Origin of the sequence: Pseudomonas sp. FGI182 (genome assembly GCF_000511325.1) — a bacterium.
GTDB classification, from domain to species: Bacteria; Pseudomonadota; Gammaproteobacteria; order Pseudomonadales; family Pseudomonadaceae; genus Aquipseudomonas; species Aquipseudomonas putida_Z.
The window spans coordinates 4,603,641-4,617,849 of sequence record NZ_CP007012.1 but is presented as its reverse complement, the minus strand read 5'-3'; the positions used below and the strand labels follow the sequence as shown (position 1 = coordinate 4,617,849).

Below are 14,209 nucleotides of genomic sequence, written 5' to 3'. Positions count from 1 at the left end.
ACGTTACTCAGGCTGGGCGGGGATCTCAAGTTTTTGCTAAACCTGTACCGGCCTCTTCGCGGGCTTGCCCGCTCCCACAAGTACGGCGCAGGCTTCGAATACTAGGCGGTACCTGTGGGAGCGGGCAAGCCCGCGAAGAGGCCAGTGCAGGCAATACAAATCCGGCGGGCAGAAAAAAGGGCCCGAAGGCCCTTTTCCCATCAACCCCCCAGGTACGCGTCGCGCACCTTCGGGTCGGTCAACAGTGCTTCCCCAGTACCCTGCATCACCACCCGGCCGTTCTCCAGCACATACGCCCGGTCAGCGATCTTCAGCGCCTGGTTGGCGTTCTGCTCCACCAGGAACACCGTCACGCCATCACGGCGCAGCTGTTCGATGATGTCGAAGATCTGCTGGATGATGATCGGCGCCAGGCCCAGCGAGGGCTCGTCGAGCAGCAACAGCTTGGGTTTGCTCATCAGCGCCCGGCCAATGGCGAGCATCTGCTGCTCGCCACCGGACATGGTGCCGCCACGCTGGATATAACGCTCCTTCAGGCGCGGGAACAGCTGCAGCACCTTGTTCAGCTGCTCCTGGTAATCGCCCTTGTCGGTGAAGAAACCGCCCATCGCCAGGTTTTCTTCGACGGTCAGGCGGGAGAACACGCGGCGGCCTTCCGGCACCACCGCGATGCTCTTGCGCATGATGTGCGAGGACGGCTGGCCGACCAGTTCTTCACCCAGGTACTTGATGCTGCCGCTGTGCGCCTGCGGCGAGCCGCACAGGGTCATCAGCAAGGTCGACTTGCCGGCACCGTTGGCGCCGATCAGGGTAACGATCTCGCCCTGGTTGATCTCCACGTTGACGCTGTGCAGCGCCTGGATCTTGCCGTAGAAGGTGGAAACGTTCTCGAACTTTAGCATTTACGCTTCCCCCAGGTAGGCTTTGATCACGTCAGGGTTGTCGCGGATCTCTTCCGGCGTGCCGTGGGCCAGGGGGGTGCCCTGGTTGATCACCACGATATGGTCGGAAATGCTCATCACCAGCTTCATGTCGTGCTCGATCAGCAGCACGGTGACGTTGTGCGACTCACGCAGGTAGGCGATCAGCGCCTTGAGGTCTTCGGTCTCCTTAGGGTTCAGGCCCGCTGCCGGTTCGTCGAGCATGATGATGCGCGGCTGGGTCATCATGCAGCGGGCGATTTCCAGGCGGCGCTGCTGGCCGTAGGCGAGGGTGCCGGCGGTACGGTTTGCGAACTCGGTCAGGTTGACCTTCTCCAGCCAGTACTGCGCGCGCTCCATGGCCTCCTTCTCGCTGCGGCGGAAGTTCGGGGTCTTGAACAGGCCGGCGAAGAAGTTGGTGTTCAGGTGGCGGTGCTGGGCGATCAGCAGGTTTTCCAGCGCGGTCATTTCCTTGAACAGGCGCACGTTCTGGAAGGTCCGCACCACGCCCTTGCGGGCGATCTGGTGCCCGGCCAGGCCCTGGATCGGCTGGCCATCGAGCAGGATGGTGCCGCCGCTGGGCTTGTAGAAGCCGGTCAGGCAGTTGAACACCGTGGTCTTGCCGGCGCCGTTCGGGCCGATCAGTGCCACCACCTGTTTTTCCTTGACGGTCAGGCCCACGCCGTTGACCGCCAACAAGCCGCCGAAGCGCATGCTCAGGCCGCTGACTTGCAGAATTTCGCGGCTCATCGACGCAGCTCCATGTGTGGACGTTGCATAGGCAGCAGGCCTTGCGGACGCCAGATCATCATCAACACCATCAGCGCACCGAACATCAGCATCCGGTATTCGCTGAACTCACGCATCAGCTCGGGCAGCAGGATCATCACGATGGCCGCGAGGATCACGCCCAGTTGTGAGCCCATGCCGCCGAGCACGACGATGGCGAGGATGATCGCCGACTCGATGAAGGTGAACGACTCCGGCGTCACCAGGCCCTGGCGCGCAGCGAAGAAGCTGCCGGCGAAACCGGCGAAGCAGGCGCCCAGGGTGAATGCCGACAGCTTGATCACGGTCGGGTTCAGGCCCAGTGCACGGCAGGCGATCTCGTCTTCGCGCAGGGCTTCCCAGGCGCGGCCGATCGGCATGCGCAGCAGGCGGTTGATCACGAACAGCGCCAGCAGGGCCAGCAGCAGGGCCACCAGGTAGAGGAAGATGACCTTGTTGATCGAGTTGTATTCCAGCCCGAAGAACTCATGGAAGGTCTGCATGCCCTCGGCGGCACGGCGTTCGAAAGTCAGGCCGAAGAGCTCTGGCTTGGGGATGTTGCTGATGCCGTTGGGGCCGCCGGTCCAGTCGGTGAGGTTACGCAGGAACAGGCGGATGATCTCGCCGAAGCCGAGGGTCACGATCGCCAGGTAGTCACCGCGCAGGCGCAGCACCGGGAAGCCGAGCAGGAAGCCGAAGGTAGCGGCCATCAGGCCGGCGATCGGCAGGCATACCCAGAAGCTCCAGCCCAGGTAGTGCGAGAGCATGGCGTAGCTGTAGGCGCCGACGGCGTAGAAGCCGACGTAACCGAGGTCGAGCAGGCCTGCCAAACCGACCACAATGTTCAGGCCCAGGCCCAGCAACACGTAGATCAGGATCAGCGTGGCAATGTCGACCGCACCGCGCGAGCCGAAGAACGGCCACACCAGTGCCGCGACGATCAGGCCCATGATCACGTAGCGCTGGGTTTTCGGCAGGGTCAGGTAGTTGCTGACCGCCGGCGGGATCAGCTTGCGATCCGAACGGCGGCCCATTACCGAGTTCCACTGCTTGTCGAACAGCACGCGCAGGAACATCAGCACCGAGCACAGGGCAATGATGCTGAGGTTGAACGAGCCCTGGCTGTGCACGGACAGGCTGATGCCGTCGATGCTAAGTTTCAGGCCCAGTACCGGGAAGGCCACGGCCCATACTAGCAAGGCGCTGAAGAACGCCTGTTTGAGATTTCTGTTCATACTTTTTCAACCTCCGGGCGGCCCAGGATGCCGGTCGGCCGGAATAGCAGGACAAGAACCAACAAGCCGAATGCCACCACGTCCTTGTACTGGTCGCCGAAGATATCGGCACCGAACGCTTCGGCCACGCCCAGCACCAGCCCGCCGAGCATGGCGCCCGGGATGCTGCCGATGCCACCCAGCACCGCCGCGGTAAAGGCCTTCAGGCCAACCAGGAAACCGGCGTTGGGGTTGATCACCCCGTACTGCATGCTCAGCAGCACGGCCGCCACCGCCGCCAGGGCGGCACCGATGACGAAGGTGAGGGCGATGATGTTGTTGGTGTTGATGCCCAGCAGGTTGGCCATCTTGATGTCCTCGGCGCAGGCGCGGCAGGCGCGGCCCAGGCGGGAACGGGAGATGAACAGGGTGAGGCAGGTCATGGCCACCAGGGTGACCACGAACACCAGGATCTGCATGTAGCTGATCAGTACTTCCTCCGCGCCGCCCGGCCCGAACGAGAAGCTTCCGGGGATCAGGTTGGGGATGGACTTGTCCTTGGAGTCTTGCGAAAGCAGGACGGTGTTCTGCAGGAAGATCGACATGCCGATGGCGGAAATCAGCGGGATCAGTCGGTTGCTGTTGCGCAGGGGGCGGTAGGCAACCCGTTCGATGCTGTAGCCATAGGCACTGGTGACGAAGATCGTCGCGACGAAGGCGACGGTCATCAGGATCGGCAGCGAATGGATACCCATCATGGCCAGGCCCGCCAGGGCGATGAAGGCCACGTAGGAACCGATCATGTACACCTCGCCGTGGGCGAAGTTGATCATGCCAATGATGCCGTACACCATCGTGTAGCCGATGGCGATCAAGGCATAGGTGCTGCCGATGGTCAATCCATTAACCAGTTGTTGGAAGAAATGGTAGATCTCAGGCATTACAGCGCTCCTAAAAACCTGATTTGCATTTCGCTGGCGGGGGTAGGCCAGGAAACCGCGGGTGACGGTTTTAAGATTTTCAGGTGAGCCTGCCCCCGGATCGCGGGGATCAGGCCCATGAACCTCGTAAAACAAAGCCCACTGCTCGCACAGTGGGCTTCTACGGTCAGCTATTAGTCACGCAGTTACTGAGGGGAGACTTCGGTCTTCGGCTTGCCGAAGTGCCATTCGTAGACCACGAACTTGAAGTCTTTCAGGTCGCCCTTCTCGTCGTACGACAGGGTGCCGGTCGGGGTCTTGAAGGAGCCGGCGTGGATGGCCTCGGCCACCTTCTCGGCGTCTTCGGACTTGGCGGCCTTGATGCCCTGGGCGATCAGCTCGACAGCCGAGTAGGCCGGGAACACGAACGGGCCGCTTGGGTCCTTGCCGTCAGCCTTGATGGCGTCGACGATCTTCTTGTTGGCAGGGTCCGCGTCGAACGACTTCGGCAAGGTCACCAGCAAGCCTTCGGAGGCGTTCTGGGCGATCTGCGAGATGGAGTCGTTGCCCACGCCTTCCGGGCCCATGAACTTGGCTTTCAGGCCCTTTTCCTGAGCCTGGCGCAGGATCAGGCCCAGCTCTGGGTGGTAGCCGCCGTAGTAGACGAAGTCGACGTTGTTCTGCTTGAGCTTCTGGATGATCGAGGAGAAGTCCTTGTCACCGGCGTTCAGGCCTTCGAACACGGCAACCTTGGTGCCTTTGCCTTCCAGGGTCTGCTTGACCGCGGTAGCGATGCCTTCACCGTACTGCTGCTTGTCGTGCAGGACGGCTACCACCTTCGGCTTGACGTGGTCGGCGATGTAGTTGCCGGCAGCCGGGCCCTGGGCGCTGTCCAGGCCGATGGTACGGAAGATCAGCTTGTAGCCGCGGGCGGTGATTTCCGGGGAGGTGGCGGCCGGGGTGATCATGATCACGCCTTCGTCTTCGTAGATGTCGGACGCAGGCTGGGTGGAGCTGGAGCACAGGTGGCCAATCACGAACTTGACGCCGTCGTTGACCACTTTGTTGGCGACTGCAACGGCCTGTTTAGGGTCGCAGGCGTCGTCGTATTCCTTGGCTTCGAGCATCTTGCCATCCACGCCGCCCGCGGCGTTGATATCCTTGATGGCTTGCTTTGCGCCGATGAACTGCATGTCGCCGTACTGGGTCACAGGGCCGGTCTTGGGACCTGCAATCCCGATCTTGATGGTATCGGCGGCAAACGAATGGCTGGCTACCCCTGCCAGAACCATTGCGGCGAACAGCTTGGAAATCTTGATCATAGTGCTCCACTCATTCTGTTGTAATTCTTATAGTCCTGGCGGCCAGGGCTACAGACCGGGCGGGATTTGCGGCGTGGCCATGCCAACGCGCAAGCCCACCTTCCCCCGGAACATGTCCCGGAACTGTACCGGTACAGTGTAGAGCGCTGTTCGAGCGCTTGAAAAGCGGTCGAAAAGTGCCTGCTTCCTGGGTTGTCGCATGATCGACACAAAGATACAGAAAGGCGCCATCAAACTGCCTGCATCTGCGACCCCGCCCCACAAGTTCGGGATCAATCGACCAAATTACATATTTGAAACCGGGTTTTTCTGCAAAAATGCCGACCTTTTTTATTGGCCGATTTTTGCGGAAACCACCCATGACTGATCAAACAAGCACCCTCTATGCCAAATTGCTTGGCGAGACGGCAATCATCGAGTGGAAAGCGCTGGAGCGTTTCTGGGCCAAGGGTGACCTGATTTGGGTCGACCCGAGCCTCGACCTGATCGCCGTTGCCGAGGCGATGGCCGAGAATCGCAGCGAGATCTTCGCCAAGTGGCGTAGTGATGGCACTGTTGGGCCGGTGACCGCCGAGCAGGCCCATGACCTGCAAAGCCGCGATCCAGAGATCTGGGCGGTAGTGGTTTCGCCGTTCATCGTGATCCAGGTGAAGCCCCCGGCAGAGGCGTGATCGCTTTTGGTGCGCGAAAATGCGCAGCAGCCCCGTTTTGGTGCTCGAGGGCGCTCAAGGCGGGTAGAGGGAAGTAACAATTCGGCGTGGCGGTAACAGTTTACGGGATGCGTAATGCCCCACCGTTCTGCCAGGCAACGCGAAACCTGTAGGTGCGGCCTTGTGTCGCGATGGGCTGCGCAGCAGCCCCGGCATTTTTTGCATCGATGCGGAAATCTGGGGCTGCTGTGCAGCCCATCGCGACACAAGGCCGCTCCTACAGGTTCCTGGCCCGCATGGGTAATGTTCGAACCAGTCAGGAGTCATTGATGAGCACTGCACTACCTTCGCTTGGATTCGCCGGCATCGGCCTGATGGGCCTGCCCATGTGCCGCCGCCTGCTGGCCGCGGGTTACCCGCTGACGGTATGGAACCGCAGCCCGAACAAGTGCGCTGCACTGGTCGCCGCCGGCGCGCGCCTGGCAAGCAGCCCTGCCGAACTGTGCCGCGACAGCGACATGCTGCTGCTGTGCCTGGCCGACACGGCCGTGGTCCGCGAAGTGGTGTTCGGCGAGCAAGGCATCGCCCAGGGCGGGCGCAGCGGCCAGTTGCTGATCGATTTCTCCAGCCTGGAGCCAACCGCCACCCGTGAAATGGCCGCCGAACTGGCAGCGCTGTGCGGCATGGCCTGGTTGGACGCGCCAGTTTCCGGCGGCACGCCGGGGGCCGAAGCCGGCACTCTGGCGATCATGATCGGTGGCGAGGCGGCCGACCTGGAGCGGGCGCGCCCGGTACTGCAGGTACTCGGCCAGCGGGTGACGCACATGGGGGCGGTGGGCGCAGGCCAGGTGACCAAGGCCTGCAACCAGATGATCGTGGCCTGCAATGCCCTGGTGATTGCCGAAGTGGTGGCCTTGGCTGAACAGTCCGGGGTCGATGCGACGCTGATCGCCGAAGCGCTGGCGGGCGGCTTTGCCGATTCCAAACCGTTGCAGATCCTCGCCCCGCAAATGGCCGAAAGCCGCTTCGAGCCGATCAAGTGGCACGTGCGCACGCTGCTCAAGGACCTCGATGGCGCGGTCAAGTTCTCCCGCGAGCAAGGCTCGGCGACGCCACTCAGTGGCCTTGCCGCACAATTGATGCGCCTGCACGCAAGCCAGGGGTACCTGCAAAAAGATCCGGCGACCCTGGTTGAGCTGTATCGCAGCAAGGGCTGAACACACCGCCCTGGTGCTGCAGCCGCTCCAGCAGCGAGCGCAGTTCGGCAAGCGGCTCCGGGCGGCCCAGCAAGTAGCCCTGCAGGTAATCGCAGCCGTGGGCTTCGAGAAACGCCAGCTGTTCGGCGGTTTCCACGCCCTCGCTGACCACCTGCAGATGCAGGGTATGCGCCATGACGATGATCGCCTGGACGATCTCGCGGTCCTTCTGGCTGCCCGGCACATCCTGCAGGAAGCTGCGGTCGATCTTCAGCACGTCCAGCGGCAGGCGCTTGAGGTAGGCCAGTGACGAGTAGCCGGTGCCGAAGTCATCGATCGACAGCGCCACGCCCAGGGCGCGCACGCGCTTGAGCAGGTTGACCGTGCGCTGGATATCACCCATCAGGGCGTTCTCGGTCACTTCCAGTTCCAGCTGCCGGGGTGCGAGCCCGGCGTGGAACAGCGCCTTTTCCACTTCGTTGGGCAGTTCGTCGTGGCTGAGGGTGACGGCCGAGCAATTGACCGTGACCTTTAGGTTGCCATGGCCGTGTCGCTGCAGGTAGGCCAGGTCGGCGCAAGCGTGGCGCAGCACCCACAGGTCGAGGTCGATGATCAGCCCGTTGGCTTCGGCGATGGCGACAAAACGATCGGGCCCAAGCAGGCCGTGTTGCGGGTGTCGCCAGCGCACCAGGGCCTCCAGTTTGGCCACTTGCCTGCTGCGCAGGTCGAAGATCGGCTGGTAGTGCACGCACAGCCCATGCTCCTCGAGCAGGGCCACCCGCAGTTCCTCTTCCAGTTGCAGGGCAATCGAGGCCTGGGTCTTCAGGCTGTAGTTGAAGAAGTTCAGGCTGTTGCGCCCGTTGCCCTTGGACTGGTACAGGGCGAGGTCTGCATGCTTGAGCAGCTCTTCGGCGGTGGTGCCGTCGTCGGGGAAGATGCTGATGCCGATACTGGTGGTCATGACCATGCGCCGGCCGCCCAGGTTGATGGGCTCTTTCATCCTCTGCATGATGCGCTTGGCCAGGTGGCGGGCTTCGTCGCGGTTGTTGAGGCTGGTGACCACGCAGAACTCGTCGCCGCCAAAGCGTGCGACCAGGTCGTGGTTGCGAGTGGCGGCCTTGATGTGGCTGGCGATCACCTTGAGCAGTTCGTCGCCGGCGTCGTGACCGAGGCTGTCGTTGATGCGCTTGAAATGGTCGATGTCTAGGAACATCACTGCCAGGTGGCTTTCCGTGGCCTGGTGTTCGGCCAGGCGTTCGGCGAACACCTGGTTGAAACCGCGGCGGTTTACCAGGCTGGTCAGGGCATCGTAGTGCGCGGCCTGCTGCAACGACGCGCGGGCCTGGTCGAGCTGGCTGAGCAGCACGCTGACCCGGCGCAGGTCGTGCTCCTTGCTTTGCAGCTTCTTGTCGGCCAGCGCAGTACTGACGCTGGCAGCACTGATCAGCAGGGTGATGAAGCCGATGCCCAGCGCCAATTGCAGGCTGTTGTCGCCAGAGGGCAGGCGCAGGGCGGTGTCGGCCGGGATGACCAGGGTCATGGCCGACATCGCGGTGAAGTGGGTGGCGACGATACCGCCGGCCATCAGCAGGCTGGCGCCGTACTTCATGGCCTGGTGCAGGGTACCGCTGCCATGGCGGAAGTAGCGGGCCAGGTACAGCGCGGTCAGGCTGGTGAGCAGGGCAATGGTGGCCGAGGCCAGCAGCAGGCCGGACTGGTAGTACTGGCGGGCGCCGGTTTCCAGGGCGGCCATGCCTACGAAGTGCATCACGATGATACCCAGGCCGATCAGTACCGCACTTTGCAGGTAATGGTGTGTTTGCATCTGGCTGCGGTCGAGGCTGTGCATGGCCAGCCAGGCGACGGCCAGGGCGATGAGCAGCGAAAGGATGGTCAGGGACGCGTCGTAATGCACTTCAACTGGCGCCTGGAAGGCCAGCATGCTGATGAAGTGCATGGCCCAGATGCCACCAGCAAGGCAGCAGGCACCGAGCATGTTCCATTGTCGGTGGGCGGTGGGGTCTTCGCTGTGGGATTGGCGCTCGGCCATGTCCAGGGTGGCGAAGCAGGCCGCACAGGCGACGAAGTAGGCGAGCAGAACCAGGAACGGTTCATGCCTGCAATCAATGACGATGCGCCCGGTTGCCGGCAGGTCGGCGAACAGTTGCAGCCCCAGCCATTCCATGGAATGCCTCATGATCGAGTTTTCACTCGTCTGCGCTACAACCCTGTGCAGACTGTCCAGAGGCAGTATAGGAAGAGGTGTTTAACCCTTCCTGACTAATGGCACATTGATTCCTACGATTTGGTTATGAACCTGATCGCAGCCTGGAATATGTAAATGGGTCTGAAAATTGGCCGCCTGTGGGAGCGGCCTTGTGTCGCGAAAGGGCTGCAAAGCAGCCCCAGCAATTTCAACTATTGCGCGTCAATTCTGGGGCCGCGTTGCGGCCCTTTCGCGACACAAGGCCGCTCCTACACGGGTGCGGGGAAAGACTTAGCCAGCCACCAGCACGCGAATGGCTTCCAGGCGCAGGGCGGCCTTTTCCAGCATCGCCAGGCCCTCTTCGCGCTGCTTGCGCAGCGCTTCGATCTCGCTGTCGCGCACGCTCGGGTTGACCGCTTGCAGCGCGACCAGACGCGCCAGTTCTTCGTCGGCTTCAGCTGTGAGGCGACGCTGGGCCTCGGCCACGCGCTCGACGTGGGCCGGCATGACCTTGGCCTCGCCACTGCTGATGCGCTGGGCAAGCACGTCGCGCTGGGCCTGGACGAACTTGTTGGCGCTGGCGCGCGGCACGCTTTCCAGTTGGTCGTTGAGGGTTTCGAAGGCCACGCGGGACGCCAGGTCGTTGCCGTTGGCGTCGAGCAGGCAGCGCAATGCCGCCGGTGGCAGGTAACGGCCCAGTTGCAGGCTGCGCGGTGCCACCACCTCGCTGACGAACAGCAGTTCAAGCAGCACGGTGCCGGGTTTGAGCGCCTTGTTCTTGATCAGCGCCACGGCGGTGTTGCCCATCGAGCCGGACAGCACCAGGTCCATGCCGCCTTGCACCATCGGGTGCTCCCAGGTGAGGAACTGCATGTCCTCGCGCGACAGCGCCTGGCCACGGTCGTAGGTGATGGTCACGCCTTCGTCGTCGCCCAGCGGGAAGCTGGCGTCGAGCATCTTCTCGCTCGGCTTGAGGATCAGGGCGTTCTCGGAATGGTCTTCGCTGTCGATGCCGAAGGCGTCGAACAGGGTTTCCATGTAGATCGGCAGGGCGAACTGATCGTCCTGTTCGAGAATGTCCTCGACCAGCGCCTGGCCTTCGCCGGCACCGCCGGAGTTGAGTTCCAGCAGGCGGTCACGGCCGGTATGCAGTTCGGCTTCCAGGCGTTCGCGCTCGCTGCGGGCATCGGCCACCAGGGTTTCCCAGGCCTTGCTTTCGCCACCTTCGAGCAGCGGCAGCAGGCGCGGGCCGAACTGGTGCTGCAGGGCGTTGCCGGTAGGGCAGGTGTTGAGGAAGGCGTTGAGGCCTTCGTGGTACCACTGGAACAGGCGCTCTTGCGGGCTGTCCTGCAGGTACGGGATATGCAACTGGATGGTGTGCTTCTGGCCGATACGGTCGAGGCGGCCGATGCGCTGTTCGAGCAGGTCGGGGTGCGCCGGCAGGTCGAACATCACCAGATGGTGGGCAAACTGGAAGTTGCGGCCTTCGCTGCCGATCTCGGAGCAGATCAGCACCTGCGCGCCGAACTCTTCGTCGGCGAAGTAGGCGGCGGCGCGGTCGCGTTCGAGGATGCTCATGCCTTCATGGAACACCGAGGCCGGGATGCCGGAGCGCACGCGCAGGGCGTCTTCCAGGTCCATCGCGGTTTCGGCATGGGCGCAGATCACCAGCACCTTGGTGCGCTTGAGCATCTTCAGGGTGTCGATCAGCCAGTCGACGCGCGGGTCGAAACGCCACCAGCGCTCGTCATCGGCCACCTCGCCCTGGGCCTGGAAGGCGACTTCCGGGTACAGCTCGGCATGTTCGCCGGCTGGCAGGTCGCGGTACTGCTCAGGCGTGGCCAGTGGGTAAGGGTGCAGCTGGCGCTCAGGGAAGCCCTGGATCGCCGCGCGGGTGTTACGGAACAGCACGCGGCCGGTGCCGTGGCGGTCGAGCAGCTCACGGATCAGGCGCGCGCTGGCCTGGGTATCGCCGTCGCTGACCGCGGCCAGCAGGGCTTCGCCTTCGGCACCCAGGAAGCCCTGGATGGTGGCGTGGGCCTTGGGCGACAGGCGGCCTTCGTCGAGCAGTTCCTGTACGGCTTCAGCCACCGGGCGATAGTGCTCGCTCTCGGCGCGGAAGGCCGCCAGGTCGTGGAAACGGTTGGGGTCGAGCAGGCGCAGGCGGGCGAAGTGGCTGTCCTGGCCGAGCTGCTCCGGGGTGGCCGTGAGCAGCAGCACGCCCGGGATCACCTGGGCCAGCTGTTCGACCAGGCCATATTCGGCGCTGACCTGGTCTTCGTGCCAGACCAGGTGGTGGGCTTCGTCCACCACCATCAGGTCCCAGCCGGCGGCGAACAGCGCGTCCTGGGCCTTTTCGTCGTCGACCAGCCACTCCAGGGCCACCAGCGCCAGCTGGGCATCCTCGAACGGGTTGCTGGCGTCGCTTTCGATGAAACGCTCGGCGTCGAACAGGGCCACCTGCAGGTTGAAGCGGCGGCGCATTTCCACCAGCCACTGGTGCTGGAGGTTTTCCGGTACCAGGATCAGAACGCGGCTGGCGCGGCCCGACAGCAGCTGGCGGTGGATCACCAGGCCGGCTTCGATGGTTTTGCCCAGGCCCACTTCGTCGGCCAGCAAGACGCGCGGCGCGCTGCGGTCGGCGACTTCGCGGGCGATGTGCAACTGGTGAGCGATGGGTTGGGCACGGCAGCCGCCCAGGCCCCACAGTGCCGACTGCATCTGCTTGCTGGTGTGCTGCAGGGTGTTGTAGCGCAGGCTGAACCACGACAGCGGGTCGATCTGCCCGGCGAACAGGCGGTCGCTGGCCAGGCGGAACTGGATGAAGTTCGACAACTGGGTTTCTGGCAGGGTGCGCGGCTGGTTCTGCCCGTCCAGGCCGTGGTAGACCATCAGCCCGTCGATGTCCTCGACCTCGCGCACGGTCAGCTTCCAGCCTTCGAAGTGGGTGATCTGGTCACCTGGCGAGAAGCGCACGCGGGTCAGCGGCGCATTGCGCAGGGAATACTGGCGGGTGTCGCCAGTGGCCGGGTAGAGCACGGTCAACAGGCGGCCATCCTGCGCCAGGATGGTACCCAGGCCGAGCTCGGCTTCGCTGTCGCTGATCCAGCGTTGCCCCGGTTGATACTGCTGCGCCATACTGCCTGAACTCCCGCGATGAAAAAGCCGGTTATGTTAACGGATCGGCCGGTCAGACCAAAGTGCCGAGCGCATCGAAAGGTGCCGAAGTGCGATAGGTAGCAACAGTCTAGCCGCTTCATCGCCCCCCACCGTGCTGCCGACGAGGGCCCCGGATCAACATGTCTGCCAAGCACCGCTGGATCAGCACTTCGATGGCCGTGGGCAGCCTGTTGCTGCTGGCCGCCTGCGAGCAGAAAAACTTCGAGACCTTGCCCGCCATCCCGATCGAGCAGCTCGAGGTACTGGGTGTGCAGACACCGATCAAGAGCGTGCACTTTCGTGACCGCGACGGTGAAGGCCTGCTGGTATTGAGCCGCAGCGATGGCCAGGCCAGCGACCCGGAAAGCGAGCAGGAAGTGGACAAGGTGGTACTCAAGGCCACGCTGTACGGGCGCACCGCCGAAAACGACGCGTTCAAGGCGCGCTGGCAGATCGAACAGGAAACCACCTGCCCGGGCCTGGACCTGGACGTGGACTTCTATAACGACGTAAGCGATGTCGGCGACCTGAACAAGGACGGTGTCGCTGAGGTGACGGTTGCCAGCCACGCCTTCTGCGGCGGTGGCATCGACCCGCACGACATCGCCATCGAGATGCGCGAAGGGCAGGCCAGCTACAGCATCACCGGCCAGTCGCTGATCACCCCGGCGGGTGAAGAGCCGATCGGCGGTGAGCGTGAGGACAGCGCTTCGCTCAAGGCCGCGCCGCAGGTGCTGCGCGAGCACATGGACGCGGTCTGGCAGCAGGTGTACAAGCGGCCCTGGAGCGAGGCCAGCCCGCCAAGCGACGACGACCCTGACGACGAAGCCGAATAAGTGTTGTGCCTGCCATCAAGGTAAGCCCGCGCCTGCCGATACAGGGGGCATAGGAGAACGTCCATGCTGCCACCGATCATTCCGCTCAGTGCCGCGCCGGTGACCTCGCAACAGGACCCGGCCAAGCCGACACCCGACATCAAGCCGGTGGTGCCGACGCAGCCTGCATCCGGTGAAAGTGCCATCGACCTCAAGCACCAGCGTGACCCGCAGGAGCAGGCGCTGCTGCTGCGCGACGAGCAGCGCCGCCAGCAGCAACGCCGGCACAAGGGCGACGACGAACGCTACAGTGCGATGCCCGGTGACGAGGTCAACGCCGACAACACCGTGCCGGTGGCGCCGTTGATGGGCGAGCATGTCCGCCAGGGGCTGCTGGTGGACATCGAAGTCTGACATGGGGCTGGTCAGCGCCAGCGCCTGGCTTCATCATGCAAGTCTCAGTTGATCGTCGAGCCCACCCATGAGCCAAGACAACCTCATCGATTTCGATGCCGAACGCGCCAAGCGCGTCCACGACCTCAAGGAAAAGCGCCTGAACGAGATGCGCAATGCGTTCGAGCAGGCCCTGCCGTTGAACACCGCCAAGAAAAAGAAGCCCAAGGGCAAGCCGAAGAAGCGCTGAAACTTGACGCAGGTCAACCCTGCACCCGCCTCGCGTGCCCGGCCCCGGGCACCATTGACACCGATCAATTTTCCCCGCCCCCACATTGGTTACCTTGCACCCATCGGACAACGGCAAACGAATGGGGAGGCCAGCATGTTCTTCGACAACGTGGTTATCGCCGGAGTGGTAACGGTCGGGTTGATGGTCGTCTTCTTTGCCGGTCTGGGCATTTTCATCTGGAAGGACTCGAACAAGCGCAAGCCGCGCTGACCTTCCGGGTACACGAGCACGCAAGGCATTTAGGGCGACTTCGGTCGCCCATTTTTTTGCCTGCAATTTTGGTGTTGCCTGTCCCGGCCCTTTCGCAGCACAAGGCTGCACCTACACAGTATCTGTAGGAGCAGCCTTGTGCTG

General features: G+C 63.2%; 13 protein-coding genes. 6 read left to right on the top strand and 7 right to left on the bottom strand.

Annotation, left to right across the window (positions count from 1 at the left end; all coding sequences use genetic code 11):
- Positions 1-200 precede the first annotated feature (200 nt).
- The 5 genes from C163_RS20275 to C163_RS20255 all read right to left on the bottom strand — a co-directional run bounded on the left by C163_RS20275 (position 201) and on the right by C163_RS20255 (position 5,144).
- Positions 201-902 (bottom strand): ABC transporter ATP-binding protein, encoded by a 702-nt coding sequence (locus C163_RS20275; protein ID WP_025340359.1) that lies wholly within the window; start codon positions 900-902, stop codon positions 201-203.
- Positions 903-1,670: a high-affinity branched-chain amino acid ABC transporter ATP-binding protein LivG gene (livG, locus tag C163_RS20270; protein ID WP_025340358.1), complete on the bottom strand. Its 768-nt coding sequence runs from the start codon at positions 1,668-1,670 to the stop codon at positions 903-905. It abuts the gene before it with no gap.
- Positions 1,667-2,923 carry a high-affinity branched-chain amino acid ABC transporter permease LivM gene (locus C163_RS20265; protein ID WP_025340357.1) on the bottom strand — a complete coding sequence of 419 codons (1,257 nt, stop codon included), beginning with the start codon at positions 2,921-2,923 and terminating at the stop codon, positions 1,667-1,669. The genes livG and C163_RS20265 overlap by 4 nt, the downstream gene beginning before the upstream one ends.
- A complete protein-coding gene (livH, locus tag C163_RS20260) occupies positions 2,920-3,843 on the bottom strand; it encodes a high-affinity branched-chain amino acid ABC transporter permease LivH (RefSeq protein ID WP_025340356.1) in 924 nt (307 codons plus the stop codon). The genes C163_RS20265 and livH overlap by 4 nt, the downstream gene beginning before the upstream one ends.
- A gap of 185 nt (positions 3,844-4,028) precedes the next feature.
- Positions 4,029-5,144, bottom strand: coding sequence for a branched-chain amino acid ABC transporter substrate-binding protein (locus C163_RS20255; protein WP_025340355.1), 1,116 nt, complete (start codon positions 5,142-5,144; stop codon positions 4,029-4,031).
- A 359-nt stretch (positions 5,145-5,503) separates the two neighbouring features.
- On the opposite strand from C163_RS20255, the gene C163_RS20245 reads away from it, so the two are divergent.
- Both C163_RS20245 and C163_RS26785 read left to right on the top strand, forming a co-directional pair.
- A complete protein-coding gene (locus tag C163_RS20245) occupies positions 5,504-5,815 on the top strand; it encodes a DUF2288 domain-containing protein (protein WP_025340353.1) in 312 nt (103 codons plus the stop codon).
- A 308-nt stretch (positions 5,816-6,123) separates the two neighbouring features.
- On the top strand, positions 6,124-7,011 hold the full coding sequence (locus C163_RS26785) for an NAD(P)-dependent oxidoreductase (RefSeq protein ID WP_081742313.1): 888 nt from the start codon (positions 6,124-6,126) through the stop codon (positions 7,009-7,011).
- On the opposite strand, the gene C163_RS20235 is transcribed toward C163_RS26785, so the two are convergent.
- Both C163_RS20235 and rapA read right to left on the bottom strand, forming a co-directional pair.
- A complete protein-coding gene (locus C163_RS20235; RefSeq protein ID WP_025340351.1) occupies positions 6,911-9,175 on the bottom strand; it encodes a bifunctional diguanylate cyclase/phosphodiesterase in 2,265 nt (754 codons plus the stop codon). The two genes, C163_RS26785 and C163_RS20235, sit on opposite strands and share 101 nt — an antisense overlap.
- A 312-nt stretch (positions 9,176-9,487) precedes the next feature.
- Positions 9,488-12,334 carry an RNA polymerase-associated protein RapA gene (rapA, locus tag C163_RS20230; protein ID WP_025340350.1) on the bottom strand — a complete coding sequence of 949 codons (2,847 nt, stop codon included), beginning with the start codon at positions 12,332-12,334 and terminating at the stop codon, positions 9,488-9,490.
- Positions 12,335-12,495: 161 nt separating this feature from the next.
- Between rapA and C163_RS20225 the strand changes: the two genes are divergently transcribed.
- The 4 genes from C163_RS20225 (at position 12,496) to ccoM (ending at position 14,065) form a co-directional block, all read left to right on the top strand.
- On the top strand, positions 12,496-13,191 hold the full coding sequence (locus C163_RS20225) for a M949_RS01915 family surface polysaccharide biosynthesis protein (RefSeq protein WP_025340349.1): 696 nt from the start codon (positions 12,496-12,498) through the stop codon (positions 13,189-13,191).
- A 63-nt stretch (positions 13,192-13,254) separates the two neighbouring features.
- Complete coding sequence (locus C163_RS20220; protein ID WP_025340348.1) at positions 13,255-13,584, top strand: hypothetical protein; 330 nt, start codon at positions 13,255-13,257, stop codon at positions 13,582-13,584.
- A gap of 67 nt (positions 13,585-13,651) precedes the next feature.
- On the top strand, positions 13,652-13,813 hold the full coding sequence (locus C163_RS27380) for a hypothetical protein (RefSeq protein ID WP_075046112.1): 162 nt from the start codon (positions 13,652-13,654) through the stop codon (positions 13,811-13,813).
- A 135-nt stretch (positions 13,814-13,948) separates the two neighbouring features.
- On the top strand, positions 13,949-14,065 hold the full coding sequence (gene ccoM, locus C163_RS27600; RefSeq protein WP_025340347.1) for a cytochrome c oxidase subunit CcoM: 117 nt from the start codon (positions 13,949-13,951) through the stop codon (positions 14,063-14,065).
- Positions 14,066-14,209 lie beyond the last annotated feature (144 nt).